This window comes from Bacteroides sp., assembly GCF_030151085.1.
Classification (GTDB): Bacteria; Bacteroidota; Bacteroidia; order Bacteroidales; family Bacteroidaceae; genus Bacteroides.
Genome location: NZ_JASLER010000005.1, coordinates 48,043 through 61,944, shown reverse-complemented (window position 1 = coordinate 61,944; position 13,902 = coordinate 48,043). Strand labels below are relative to the sequence as shown.

Annotated in this window: 10 protein-coding genes; 2 read left to right on the top strand and 8 right to left on the bottom strand. The window is 41.6% G+C overall.

Features of this window, described 5'->3' with window-relative positions; all coding sequences use genetic code 11:
• The first annotated feature begins 2 nt into the window (after nt 1-2).
• Nucleotides 3-2,858 carry a HAMP domain-containing sensor histidine kinase gene (locus Q1W14_RS01500; protein ID WP_300698573.1) on the top strand — a complete coding sequence of 952 codons (2,856 nt, stop codon included), beginning with the start codon at nt 3-5 and terminating at the stop codon, nt 2,856-2,858.
• On the opposite strand, the gene Q1W14_RS01495 is transcribed toward Q1W14_RS01500, so the two are convergent.
• The 8 genes from Q1W14_RS01495 to recJ form a co-directional block, all read right to left on the bottom strand.
• A complete protein-coding gene (locus tag Q1W14_RS01495; protein ID WP_300698572.1) occupies nt 2,851-3,624 on the bottom strand; it encodes a prephenate dehydrogenase/arogenate dehydrogenase family protein in 774 nt (257 codons plus the stop codon). The genes Q1W14_RS01500 and Q1W14_RS01495 overlap by 8 nt on opposite strands.
• Before the next feature lie 89 nt (nt 3,625-3,713).
• Nucleotides 3,714-4,781, bottom strand: coding sequence for a bifunctional 3-deoxy-7-phosphoheptulonate synthase/chorismate mutase type II (locus Q1W14_RS01490; RefSeq protein WP_300698570.1), 1,068 nt, complete (start codon nt 4,779-4,781; stop codon nt 3,714-3,716).
• A 213-nt stretch (nt 4,782-4,994) separates the two neighbouring features.
• Nucleotides 4,995-6,176 (bottom strand): aminotransferase class I/II-fold pyridoxal phosphate-dependent enzyme, encoded by a 1,182-nt coding sequence (locus Q1W14_RS01485; RefSeq protein WP_300698568.1) that lies wholly within the window; start codon nt 6,174-6,176, stop codon nt 4,995-4,997.
• The gene (locus Q1W14_RS01480) at nt 6,151-6,999 is read right to left on the bottom strand and encodes a prephenate dehydratase (protein WP_300698566.1); all 849 of its coding nucleotides are present in this window, start codon (nt 6,997-6,999) and stop codon (nt 6,151-6,153) included. Before Q1W14_RS01480 ends, Q1W14_RS01485 begins: the two co-directional genes overlap by 26 nt.
• A gap of 300 nt (nt 7,000-7,299) precedes the next feature.
• The gene (locus Q1W14_RS01475; protein WP_300698563.1) at nt 7,300-8,055 is read right to left on the bottom strand and encodes an endonuclease/exonuclease/phosphatase family protein; all 756 of its coding nucleotides are present in this window, start codon (nt 8,053-8,055) and stop codon (nt 7,300-7,302) included.
• Between the two features lie 17 nt (nt 8,056-8,072).
• The gene (locus Q1W14_RS01470) at nt 8,073-9,032 is read right to left on the bottom strand and encodes a tetratricopeptide repeat protein (RefSeq protein ID WP_300698562.1); all 960 of its coding nucleotides are present in this window, start codon (nt 9,030-9,032) and stop codon (nt 8,073-8,075) included.
• An 85-nt stretch (nt 9,033-9,117) separates the two neighbouring features.
• On the bottom strand, nt 9,118-11,016 hold the full coding sequence (locus tag Q1W14_RS01465) for an ATP-dependent DNA helicase RecQ (protein WP_300698560.1): 1,899 nt from the start codon (nt 11,014-11,016) through the stop codon (nt 9,118-9,120).
• A gap of 55 nt (nt 11,017-11,071) precedes the next feature.
• Complete coding sequence (gene recJ, locus Q1W14_RS01460; RefSeq protein WP_300698558.1) at nt 11,072-12,787, bottom strand: single-stranded-DNA-specific exonuclease RecJ; 1,716 nt, start codon at nt 12,785-12,787, stop codon at nt 11,072-11,074.
• A 244-nt stretch (nt 12,788-13,031) separates the two neighbouring features.
• On the opposite strand from recJ, the gene yaaA reads away from it, so the two are divergent.
• Nucleotides 13,032-13,796 (top strand): peroxide stress protein YaaA, encoded by a 765-nt coding sequence (yaaA, locus tag Q1W14_RS01455; RefSeq protein ID WP_300698556.1) that lies wholly within the window; start codon nt 13,032-13,034, stop codon nt 13,794-13,796.
• The last annotated feature ends 106 nt before the right edge of the window (nt 13,797-13,902 follow it).

Sequence of the window (13,902 nt, the reverse complement as noted above, 5' to 3'; positions counted from 1 at the left end):
ATATGAGGAATTGGATTTTCTATAGCGTGTCTGTCATTCTGTTACTCTTAGGAATAACGGTAGCAGTAGCGGCTCCGGCAGAAACTTCGGTAGGGAAAAGAATACTCATTATCAATTCTTATGGTGAACATATTAAATGGAGTAAAGACATTGCCGATAGCTTAGAAAGAAAGATTCTTAAAATTCATCCGGATTGGATGGTTTATTCCGGCGATTTGAGAACGGAAAGCGCAGTTTATACTGCTGCAAGCGCACTGACTTTACGATCTATTATATGGGGGTATGCCGAACGTACGCAAACTTCTGTAAAGGCTACAGACTTAAAGACTGTTTCATTGTTCGTACAAGATGATATACCGGATGCGCTCGTTTGGATAGGTGAGGAAGGTTTTATGAACTACATTTCCTATATAGTACAGTTAGGAAAATGGCGGAGAATTCCTATGGTGTTATGTGCGGTAAAAGATTCAATTTCCGCTAATGGATGGTATCCCGAAAGGCCATTCCGTTTCGACTCAAAATTAGGTATTCGCGATTATTTTATAGTGGGCAAATCGCTGCCACTTAAAGATCCTTTTATTGAGATGGCCAAAAAGGATTCGATGATTGCAGTCACCAGAATAACTCAGGAGGGACAAGATTTATATCAACTTGATTTCAAGATGAATTATTCCGGCAATATCGTGAAGCTTCCCATACTCCAAAACCTCGAATTGATTCATCGCATGTTACCCGATCTGAAAGAATTGATATGGGTGGATAGAAATTCATACCGAAGTATGGAGACACAGTTGGAAGTGGAAAACACGGTCAAGAAGGTAATGCCTGGCGTGAAATACATCAAAATGATAAGTAATTTCCTGAATACGGATTCAATTTATGATGTTATGTTGGAACCTGCCGAGCATCGGGCATTCTTGACTTACAGCTGGAATATCAGCGGGGTACACAGTAAACGTTGTGATAAAGAAATAGATTCATTGTTTACGAATGTTTTGACTACACCATTGTTTACCTTGACCAAACGCGATTTCGATCAAGATAATTACTGGGTGGGTGGATGCTATTTGAATTTAATGAAGTCGGCAGATTTTGCAATGGGTTTGTTGGAACGTGCAGTTCAGGGGGATTGTATTATGACTCTTCCTTTTGATACATTGTCGGAGATGGGAATTGTTTTGAACCGTACGGCGGTTGAACGTTTCAAACTGGCTAAGGTTGCAGATGAAATAGAAGGGGTAACGTATGTTCATATTCCTCCCGATTTTGTTCATAAATATGAAAAGCAACTGCTGGTGAGTATACTTGTTTTAGTGTTAGTATGTTGCTATGCCTTTATCAGTTGGCGTCACAACCGCTATAACAAGAGAATTAAGGCTGACTATGCGCGGTATAAACGCTTGTACGATAAATTGCAGGTAATCTATAAAAACAGTTCCATTGATTTTGCTTTGTATGACGAAAATGGGAAACGTGTATTACGAATTATCAATGGAACTGTGGAAACATCGGATGGAAATAGTGACTTGTTTTTGGAGAATATCTTTGAGAGTCCCTACTTGAGTGATGATTTGAAAGAACAAATACGATCTCAAAAAACAGTGAATTGTGAGGTCTCTCTTGATTATGCGGGTAGGCTGTCGAGAACTAACTTTGCAGAATCGGAAGTTTATCAGTTGATTGTTAAACCGTTGCATGAAATAGATAATGATAATTCCTATTTTATGGCTATTGCAGTCAATTTGACTCCGACTATCAGGGAACGTCAAGAGAAAGAACGGTTTGAAGATCTATTCCGCTTTGCTTCGGATTCTTCACAGGTAGGAGTGGTATTTTATGATGCCCAGTCGGCAGTGGGCATGGCTACCGATTCTTGGTGCAAGAATATGAATGAAACGTATGTTTCGGGTACATTCCCCACTTATGAACGGGTAGTAGCGGGAGATAGGGAGGCCTTATTAAAATTTCAGGAAACTGTACGTGCAGGAGGAGTGAACGAACCTTTTTGCAGGGATATACAAGTATTGAATGCTGATGGTAAAGAACATTGGATTCGTCAACACATGTATTTTATTCAACCTTCTAACCGCTTGGTAGAACTGAGTTTGTGTATTGATGAGCAGAAACAAAGTGAGAAAAAACTGGAAGAAGCGAAGCTGAAGGCAGAAGAAGCCAATGAAGAAACACGAGGTTTTCTGAACAGTATAAGCCATGAAGTACGCACTCCCTTGAACTCAATTGTTGGTTTTTCCATGATTCTTTCAATGTTAAATGATGAAAAAGATCGAAATGAATATACTCCTATTATCTTGCACAACATTCGTCTGCTCGATGCTTTGATTACAAATATCCTTGATTTGTCTGCACTTGATGGCGGTAAAGTTAACTTCTGCTATATGCAGTGCAATGTAGCTGATATCTTTCTTGATATGGAGAAGTACGTTAGAAATTCTAATCTGCACAATTGTTCGCTACAATTTATTCGTGAATTACCGGAAGTTGAAGCAGAACGGTTTATCACTACAGATAGGGAATATTTGCAAGTTATACTTTGGAATCTGCTCTCCAATGCGGTGAAGTTTACGGAGGCAGGCAGTATCACTTTGGGGTATAAGAAGGAAGAAAATGGAAGTTATTACTTCTATGTTGCTGATACCGGTTGTGGTATTGCACCGGAGGATCAAAAGAATATTTTTAACCGTTTTGTGAAGTTGGATGAGTACGTACAAGGCACGGGTCTTGGGTTAGCGCTCTGTAAGAGTATCGTGAAACATCTGAACGGTGAGATTGGTGTGATTTCGGAAAAAGGAAAAGGCAGTACATTTTGGTTTGTACTGCCATCTCATCCTGTTATTTAATTTTTTCCCTGATTTTAGTCAGATACTTCTTCATGCCTTCTGCATCCTTGTTATTGATGATTTCCAATAGGTTCTTCAGCTCCAAGCGTACATTCTCTACCTGTGCCGGAGTACGAGGATTGAACAAGATTTCCTGAAGTAGGTAATCATCCTCACTAAGCAGTCCTTTGGCAATAGCCATGTGCTTTTTGAAGGTGGTTCCTGGTGCCTCCTGGTGTTTCATCACTGCTGTAAATACAAAGGTAGAAACGAATGGAATAGACAAAGAGTAAGCTACCGTTTCATCATGTTCATCGAAAGTGTACTCAAAGATGTTCAGTTTCATAGTCTGATACAAATCTTTGAAGAATATCTTTCCTAGATGGTCTCCTTCACTGATAATGATGGCATTTTCGCTGCTCAAATTACTGAGGCTGGCAAAAGTCGGTCCGAACATAGGATGCGAAGATACATAACGGAAACCGCTTTCTTCGTAGAATTTCTTTAACCCTGTCTTTACAGAAGCTATATCACTGATAATACAGTCTTTGGGCAACACTGGTAACACTTGGTGGAATGCATCCAACGTATATTTCACTGTAACGGCATTGATGACCAGTTCCGGTTCAAAATCCTTTATTTCGTCCAGCGTAGTGAAACGATAAGTGTTATAGACAAAACGCAACTGATGCGGGTTGACGTCAAACACGGCCGTCTCGTGCTGAAAACTTAATATATCTGTAAAGAAGGAGCCCATTTTACCGGCTCCGAGTATTAATATTCGCATAATAAACTTTATTAATGATTGGTGATCAGTGATTAGTGATTTGTTATACAACTGTATTTATAAACAAATCACTAATCACTAAACACTAATCACTTATTAATGATTTCCATTTGTTGTCTCACACTCTCTTCGTGTATTGCTTCAAAAACATGCTTTATGAACTCAGAATCCATACCGCAAAGTGCTCCTTGTGAACCACGTTTTTCGAGAATCTCGTTGTAACGTCCGGTTTGTAAGATGGTCATGTCATGCTCTTTCTTGTAAGTACCGATTTCACGGGCTACACGCATACGTTTGGCTAATTCCTGAATAAGATTGTTGTCACATTCATCGATTTGCTTACGCAATTCACTGAGGTTTTCAGTAGTTTGGGTTTCCTTACGGATAACGAGTAAGTTAAGGATGTAATCAAGAACATCCGGAGTAACTTGCTGTGAGGCGTCGCTCCAAGCACAATCGGGATTGCAGTGGCTTTCGATAATCAGACCGTTGAAGCCTAAGTCCATAGCTTGTTGGGAAAGTGGGGCAATCAATTCACGTTTTCCACCAATGTGGCTCGGGTCGCAGATGATGGGCAAGTTAGGAATACGACGGCGCAACTCGATAGGGATATGCCATTGAGGCAGGTTGCGGTATATCTTTTTATCGTAGCTGCTGAAACCACGATGGATAACTCCTAAACGTTTTAAACCTGCATTGTTAATACGTTCCAAAGCTCCAATCCACAATTCGAGATCAGGATTTACCGGATTCTTTACGAATACGGGAATATCTACTCCCTTGAGTGCGTCGGCAATTTCTTGTACGGCAAAAGGGTTGGCAGTGGTGCGGGCACCTACCCATAAGATGTCGATGCCTGCTTTTAGACATTCGTATACATGTTTGGCTGTAGCTACTTCGGTAGAAACATACATGCCGGTTTCTTTTTTAACTTCTTTCAGCCAAGCCAAACCGTCTACACCGATACCTTCGAAACCACCCGGTTTAGTACGCGGTTTCCAGATTCCTGCACGGTATATTTTAAGACCTTTGTCTGCCAACTGTTTGGCGGTGCTCATTACTTGTTCTTCTGTTTCGGCACTACAGGGGCCGGCTATTACTAAAGGACGTTTGTTTTCAACACCGGGGAGGGTGATAGGTTCTAATTCGAGTTCCATATTCTTAATTATATATTTGTTTTTGTATATTTTATTCTTAATCTATCCAAATCTCTTCAAACCCCTTCAGAAGCCCTTCTGGAGGGGCTAGAAAAATTTACTAAAAACCGGGTGAGTTTTTACTAAATATTCCTCCAAGATTTAGTAAATCTTTGATGGAAATTTAGTAAAAAGGAATCTGGCTTTATTCAGGATACCTTATTTGTAAAGATATTACTTCATCTCTCTGATTCGCTTCAGTGCTTCGGCCAACTTATTGTCTTTGCAGCACAGGGAAATACGAATGTATCTTTTTCCATTGCTTCCGAAGATAAATCCCGGAGTGATGAATACTCTGGCTTCATGTAGTACACGTTCTGTCAGTGCTTCAACATCGGCACAGGTATCGGGTATCTTGCCCCAAAGGAACATGCCTACTTGGTTTTCATCGTAAGTACATCCTAAGGCATGCATAATTTCTCCTGCCAATTGGCGACGGTTGCTGTAGTTCTTGTTGTTACCATCGTACCAGTCTTGCTCTGCTTCCAGTGCTTTGGCGGCAGCCAATTGCATAGCGCGGAACATACCGCTATCAATATTGCTCTTTACCTTCAATATCCATTGCACGAAGTCTGCATTAGTAGCAAGCATACCGATACGCCAACCGGGCATATTGTGGCTCTTACTCATGGAGTTGAACTCAATACAACAATCTTTAGCTCCCGGTACGCTGAGAATACTGATAGGGTGGTCGTTCAAAATAAAACTGTAAGGGTTGTCATTCACAATGACAATGTCTTTGCGACGGGCAAAGTCAACCAACTTTTCATAAAGCTCGGGAGTGGCATTTGCTCCGGTAGGCATGTTGGGGTAGTTGGTCCACATTAGTTTTACTCGGCTCATATCCATCTTCTCCAACTCGTCGAAGTCGGGCATCCAGCCGTTTTCTTCTTTCAGGTTGTAGTTAATAACTTCAGCGCCCAGGATTTTACTTAATGAAGTATAAGTGGGGTAGCCTGGATTGGGAACCAATACTTGTTCGCCCGGATTGACGAAAGCCAGTGTTACATGCAGGATACCTTCTTTCGAGCCTATTAGCGGTTGTATCTCTGTATTAGGATTCAACTCTACGTTGTACCATTTCTTGTACCAATCGGCAAAGCCACGGCGAAGTTCGGGGATACCTATATATGGCATGTAACCATGACCATCTGCGTTTTTTGATGCTTCACACAGCGTTTGGATTGTTTTTTCAGAAGGAGGCATGTCAGGACTACCGATACCTAAACTTATAACATCTTTGCCTTCGGCATTCATTTGTGCCACCTCTTTCAACTTCTTAGAGAAGTAGTATTCGCTTACGCTTGCCAGGCGGTCGGCAGGCTTTATTTTAGATGTTTGATTTTCCATCTTCATATTCTCCTAATATTTTAAGTTCTTTAGTTAAAGGGCTGATAGCTGCAATGGATTGTTTGTATCTCAGTACATTGTCGAAAGCTACATCTACGTAAAATTGATATTCCCATTCGCGTCCGATAATGGGCAGCGATTGTATCTTTGTCAGGTTGATGTTATAAAAAGACAGGATGGACAATACTTGCGAAAGACTTCCTTCCGTATGAGGCAAAGTGAAGACCATGCTTGCTTTATTAACATCTTTATTGCGATGACGGTTCAATTCGTCTACTTGCCAGGGATCGGCTACCACTAGAAAACGGGTAAAGTTATGTTTGTTTGTTTCGATACCTTCTTGCAGAATTTTCATTCCATAACGCTCGGCGGCGGCTTTGGAGCAGATAGCGGCATGTCCTTTCAGGTTCTCATTTTTAATGACTTCGGCGCTTCGGGCAGTATCTTCGCCTTCCACTACTTTTATCCGGGGGTGATGGGCGAGGAAATCGCGGCATTGCATCAGTGCGATGGGGTGGGAGTTGACTTCTGTAATGTCGTCCCAGTCTTCATCGGGCAGACAAACAAAGCTGTGGGAAATACGTAACTTGTATTCTCCTACGATTTGTGCCCCGCTCTGGCGCAGCAATTCATTGTTGTGCAGCAAGCTACCGGCAATCGTATTTTCTATTGCCAGCATACCTATGGTTTTGCTATCTTTCTTTACAGCTGCAAATACGTCTTCAAAGTCGGCACAGCAGATTAACTCTATATCCTCTCCTGCAAAGTACTTGTGGGCGGCAATGTCGTGATACGAACCTAATGTTCCTTGAATGGCTACCTTTTTCATTATTATCTATTTATTAATTTCTTAATTATGCTACAAAAAAAATCCCGCTTCCATACGTGTGGAGCGGGATCAGTATATTTACTTAGTTCTCTATTCAGTTCTTAAGCATCCTGTCACTTGATACATACAAACTCCCGCTCTACTTTCTGGCTAAAGTAAAAGTAAAAAAAGAAGTAAAATGCATAAGTAAACGACTTCATACTTGTATTCTCTGTTATTGAATAATGCGACAAAAGTAATGCTTTTCTTTTAGATACAAACAAAAAACTAGTTTTTTTTTGAGGATAGTAACAATTTTACTTATTTCTCTTTTATTCCAACAACTACTTGAACCGGACGGTGATCGGATGCTACGGCTTCTTCAATAACTTTTTGTTGTTGTACATCAAACTGATAGCCATTCTGAGAGTATGCATAAATATAATCTATACAACGGCTGGGCAAGTCCGCAGGGAAGGTATAAACCGCAGTATCATTAAGGGTAGTGAATTGCTTGGTCAGCATTTCCTGTGGCTTACTTTTGGGTTTGGAATTCATATCACCTGCCAGAAAGATAGGTTTGTGGATACCTTCCAGTGCTTTTAGTATCAGCGGTATGGAGAGTAGCTGGTCTTCTGCTGTAAGTGATTGGTGCGTTGCACAGAATACATAGTCCTTGAATTCGGCAATTATCAAGGCACGTTTCTCTTCCCTCCCGGGCATGGAGATGACTTCATGCTTTATCGGAGTTTCTTTAGATAATATGCCTATACCGTAGCTACCACCCTGAAAGGGAATGGCAGATGCGTAAATACCATGCATTCCGGTGAGTTTTTCCAATTCACCGAGGGCATAGATACCTTTGTTGCGTTCGGTCACACTATCTAGTTCTTGCAAAGCTACAATATCAGGAGCGGCTTGCTGTATGACATTGGCTATACGTTGGTAATCCTGTTCTTTGTCCATTCCGATGCAATTATGCACGTTGTAGGAGAGGATGTTTACGCCAGCTTTTTGAGCAGAAGCCGGGGCAAGCATTATTAAAAGTAGTGAGAATAGGAATAGATGATGCTTCATCAGTAATGGAGTTTGGTTTACAATCCTAATATATTTCCGGTACTTCCTCCCGGCTGGTTACCGAATTGACCGTTGATGTTCTGGATATCCTTCGGTTTGAGTTCCAGTCCTTTTTTCATGTCTTCCATTGAACCGGTTTTGTCACCATTCAGTAGCTTGGCGCGTCCACGTTCGTGGTAAGCTTCGGCAAAGTTGGGATTCAGTTCGATGGCTTCGTCAAAGAGAGCGATGGCTTCGGTGAGTTTCTTTTGCGTGATATAAAGCTGTCCTAAATAGAGGAATGCTTGCTCGTTGAATGGGTTTAGTTCAGTTACGTGATGATAGTCGTTCTCCGCTTCTTCTTCATTACCGGTAGCTTCTCTGATTTTGCCACGTTGCAATAAAGCACTCTCATCTTCGGGATCATGTGCCAGTATGGCGTCAATGTCCTCCATGGCTTCTTTGTATTGCTGCATCTTTGTCAAAGCTTCTGCACGCAACAGGCGGGCTTCGATAAAATCGTCTTTCAGTACGATGGCTTTGGTGAGGTGAGCTACACACATGATACCGTCTCCTTGATTATTATCAGCCTTGCCAAGTAAGTAGTGTGCCATGGCATTACCTTCTTCTATTTCAATGGCTTTCTTCGCGGCTTCTGCCATAGCCGGATAATCTTCCAGCATATAGCAAACATTGGCGAGAGTGATATAAGTGGACGTATGTTGAGGTTCCTTTTTTATCATTTCTTCCAGTAATTTACGACCTTCTTCCAACTCTTGGGTTTGGATATAGACCTGTGCCAGATAACCCATTGTTTCGAAATCCTCTTGAATAGCAAGAGCCTCGGTGAAACACTTGATGGCATAGTCTGCACGTCCCATACGTTGGGCACGCATGCCATCATACTTGAATATTTCAAAGTTCTTTTGATTGTTTTTTTGTTTCTCATCCACCGGATTTTCAGTTTTACCGGAGAAAAAAGATTTAAAGAATCCCATACGTAGTATATTGAAAATTATGAATTAAAAATTAAAAAAAGGAGAGAAGGGGGATAAACCACATCTCGGTGGCAAAAGTAATGAATTATTTTTTTATTTGCAGCATTCCGTCGACAGCAATTACTTGCCCTTTATCCAATAACTCATGCAACAGATCGATTAAAGGTTCTTTTTCTATAGACAAGTGCTCAGCCAAGGTGCCCGGAGACATTATTTGCTGGGATAAAAGGTGAAGTATCTTCTCGGTGAGTTCTTTAGGAGATAGTTGCTCGCGAACTTCTTTACTCTTTAAACTGATGCAGGTATCACACTGTCCGCAGTTGTGCTCGTTCTTTTCTCCGAAATAACGTAATAACATGCGGCTACGGCATACGGTGTCGTTGGTTGCATAGTCCAGTATAGCACTTATTCTCTTTTCGTACCGTTCTTTGCGTTCTTCATATACGCTACGGGGGATTTGGAGGTGCCGCATCTCGACTCGTTCGCGCGTGTATATAATATAAGGTGTCTTCTTTTGTGGAATATAGCTGACTATTCGCAATTTTGCAAGTTGGATAAGTGAATCATATACTTGTTTGCGAGTAAGTCCGGTACGTACGGCAAGCGAGTCTTCATTGATGAAAGCAAAATCGGTGAATACTCCGGTATAAGAACGCAATACGCTTTGAATGAGTTTGTCCATATTCTCACCCATTTCCCGTAATTTGTAGAGTTCGTCCCGCCGGATTGTGAAAAGTAAGCGTGAAGCATTATCCTGCTCGTCTGTATATTCCAGATAACCTGCTTGCGTAAGTATTTTCAAAGCACTATTAACAGGAACCGGGAAATATTTGAATTTCCGGCAAAAGTCTTCTATATTAAATTCGCGAACACAATCTTGTCCGTCGCCCATTGCCATTTGGTAATAGTATTGCAGGTGCTCGTATACTTCTTTTATATAATCTTTCTCAGGAAAAGTATCCGGAATACGCTTATGAAGAGTTGTTTTGTCCGATTTGGCATAAAGAATCACTGCGTATGCTTTTTGCCCGTCGCGTCCGGCACGACCCGCTTCCTGGAAATAAGCTTCTATGGAATCCGGTAGGTCGAGATGAATAACGATGCGTACATCCGGTTTATCGATGCCCATGCCAAAGGCATTGGTAGCTACCATAACGCGACTTTCACCCGTTTGCCAGCGTTGTTGGCGAATGTCTTTGGTCGCATTGTCCAATCCGGCATGATAAAAGTCTGCGGTAATATCTTCGTTATGTAACAGTTCGGTGATTTCTTTGGTACGGCGACGGTTGCGTACATAAATAATGGCACTGCCGGACATACGGCGCAAGATATGCAATAGCTCCCCTGTCTTATTTTCTGTGCTGCGAACAATATAAGCAAGGTTTGTGCGCTCAAAGCTCATGCGGAATACGTTCTCTTCACGAAAGTGTAATCGGGCCTGAATATCTTTTACCACTGCCGGAGTAGCGGTAGCTGTTAATGCAAGCACGGGTACTCCGGGCAATAATTCTCGTATTTCTGCTATTTTAAGGTAGGCAGGGCGGAAGTCGTAGCCCCACTGTGATATACAATGACTTTCATCCACAGTAATCATGCAGACATTCATTTTCTGCAATTTCGTACGGAAGATTTCTGTATCCAGTCGTTCGGGGGAGATATAGAGGAACTTGAAGTTGCCGAAGATACAATTTTCCAGCGTAATAATAATTTCTTGCCTGCTCATTCCCGAGTAGATGGCAAGTGCTTTAATGCCACGCTTTTTCAAGTTTTGTACCTGATCCTTCATCAAAGCAATCAAAGGAGTAATAACAATGCATAATCCCTCTTTAGCAAGCGCCGGTACTTGGAAAGTGATGGATTTTCCGCCACCTGTAGGCATTAATCCTAAAGTGTCTTTTCCCTCACCTATACTATTGATAATGTCTTCCTGTATACCACGGAAGTTGTCATAGCCCCAATATTGCTTTAGAATCTCTTGGTACATGGTGATGGGAGTCATAAGGGGTGGTAGAGTGATGGTCAATCACTCTACCACTCTTCTAATTCGGTTTAATATCCTCAATCTGCAACTGCACTTCTCCCCGTTTGTGGGTATTCTCTTCGATGGTGTAGCAGATATCGAATGAACGTTTGGATTTGATAAAGCGTACATGCGAACTTTGTCCGAAGGCAATGCCGTTCATAACATTGTTCGATTTGTTGTCTACCAGTTCTAGCTTGATATGTTCCTGATCACGTCCCACTACTTTACTAGTGCCGTAATCGTAAACATTGTGCGTACAGAATACCGGTTTTATATTGTCAGGACCGAAAGGATTGAATTTCTTCAAGTCACTAAAGAATTTCGGAGTAATATCTCTGAAGTCGATTTCGGCATTGATATCAATCACTGCACTGGTCTGTTCGGGTAATATGTTTTGTGAAACAAACTCTTCGAAGCGTTCTGTGAATTTCTGTACGTTTTCTACTTTCATAGAAAGGCCGGCGGCATACGTGTGCCCTCCGAAGTTTTCCAACAGATCGCGGCAGTACTCAATTGCTTTGTAAACATCAAAACCTGAAACAGAACGGGCAGAACCAGTTGCCATGTTGTCTGTACGTGTCAGTACAACTGCCGGTCGATAGTAAACTTCGGTCAGACGGGATGCAACAATACCGATAACGCCTTTGTGCCAGTCTTCGTTGTATATCACAATGGAACGGCGATCGGCAAGCCCTTCAAGATCGGTGACAATCTGATTGGCTTCTTCGGTCATGCTTTTATCGAGGTCTTTGCGGGTTTCGTTGTATTGGTTTATTTGACCGGCTTTCTCCAGAGCTAGCGAGAAGTCTTTCTCAGTCAGTAAGTCAACGGCTTCTTTTCCATTCTGGATGCGTCCGGAAGCATTGATGCGAGGACCGATCTTAAACACTATATCGCTTACTGTAATTTCTTTTTCCGTCAATCCGCAAACGTCGATAATGGCTTTCAAACCTACACTGGGATTGCTATTCAGTTGTTTCAGTCCGTGGTAAGCGAGGATACGGTTTTCCCCCATAATAGGTACGATATCCGAAGCGATACTTACGGCAAGTAAATCTAATAAAGGAATTAGATGGTGAAATTCAATGCCATTACTAATAGCAAAAGCCTGCATAAACTTGAAGCCTACACCGCAACCGGAAAGGTGTTCGTATGGATATGTATTATCTACACGTTTAGCGTTGAGGATAGCTACAGCAGGAGGCAACACTTCATCGGGTACATGATGATCGCAAATGATGAAATCGATACCTTTCTCTTTGGCATACGCAATTTCATCGACTGCTTTGATGCCGCAATCTAATACGATAATCAAACCTACACCGGTTTCAGCGGCGTAGTCTACCCCTTTGTTTGAAACCCCGTACCCTTCGTTGTAACGGTCGGGGATGTAGTAGTCAATGTTCGAATAGAACTGTTGAATAAACTTGTAAACTAGTGCTACTGCAGTAGTACCGTCTACATCATAATCTCCATAAACCAGAATGCGCTCTTTTTTTCCCATTGCCTTATTCAGGCGCTCTACGGCCACATCCATATCTTTCATAAGGAATGGGTCGTATAGATCCGGTAGTTGCGGACGGAAAAACTTCCGGGCATTAACTGCCGTCGTTATTCCCCTCCCCACCAGCAATCCCCCAAGTATCGGGCTAATTCCCAGATCTTGGGCCAGTTGTTGGCTTATTTCTGCCTGTTCGGATGTAATGGGTTGATAATTCCATTTGTGAGTCATTTTATATATTATTTTTCTTTCTTCGTCTCAAGGTGCTGGAGAAGGGGGTAAGTACGGAAATAGGCACTATTCTCCAACAAGCTGTAAAGGTATGAAAAACTCTTGAAACGTGTATGAAAAGAATAGAAAAACTTTTTTAGAAGTATGTAACCTTATTGATATGAAAATAGTTCGGTAGATATTCTTCTTTGGAACAGACTTTTTCTGTACTTTTGTAGAACTAAACCATTTATTATAGAAGATTATGCTCACTTTTATTTCCTGTGCAAAGACTATGACTTCGCGTTGCATAACTGTTGTACCCGAAGTTACGATTCCTGAGTTTGAAGCGAATGCTGTGCAAACTGCATTGGAAATGTCCCAGTACTCGGCAGGTGAGCTGGAAAAACTACTGCGTGTGAATCCGAAGATAGCTGCTGAAAATCGCTTGCGTTACCATGATTTTTGTTCGGAAGATAATCATGTCATGCCGGCAATCTGTGCTTATACTGGCGCTGTTTATAAGCGGATTCTTCTCAAAGACTTCACGACGGATGATTTTTATTATGCGCAAGATCATCTACGTATCACTTCTTTTCTTTACGGATTACTCCGTCCGTTGGATGGCATCAAACCTTATCGCCTGGAAGGCGATGTACGTCTGCCTGAAAAAGGAGGTAGCTCTATGTTTGATTATTGGAAACCTATATTAACCGATTATTTCATTGCAGAAATCAAACGTCAGGGTGGCATACTTGTCAATCTAGCCAGTGGTGAGATGCAGAATTTGTTCGACTGGAAACGGGTGGAACAAGAAGTGCGTGTTATTACTCCCGAATTCCAGGTATGGAAAGGGGGAGAGCTCAAGACTATAGTTATATATACTAAAATGAACCGTGGAGAAATGGTACGTTTCATCATTAAAAACCGTATAGAGAATCCTGAAGATTTGAAAAGTTTTGTTTGGGAAGGATTCGAATTTGATGAAAAGAGTAGCACGGATAAACATTTGCAATTTACTATGATTTAATATTGTTTTGCGCAAAGTGAGGATTTAGATACGCAAAAGGAGCATGATTATTATTGTTGATTTCATATTTTTGCCACTACGAAAGACGTCTGGCAAATTAAATTCT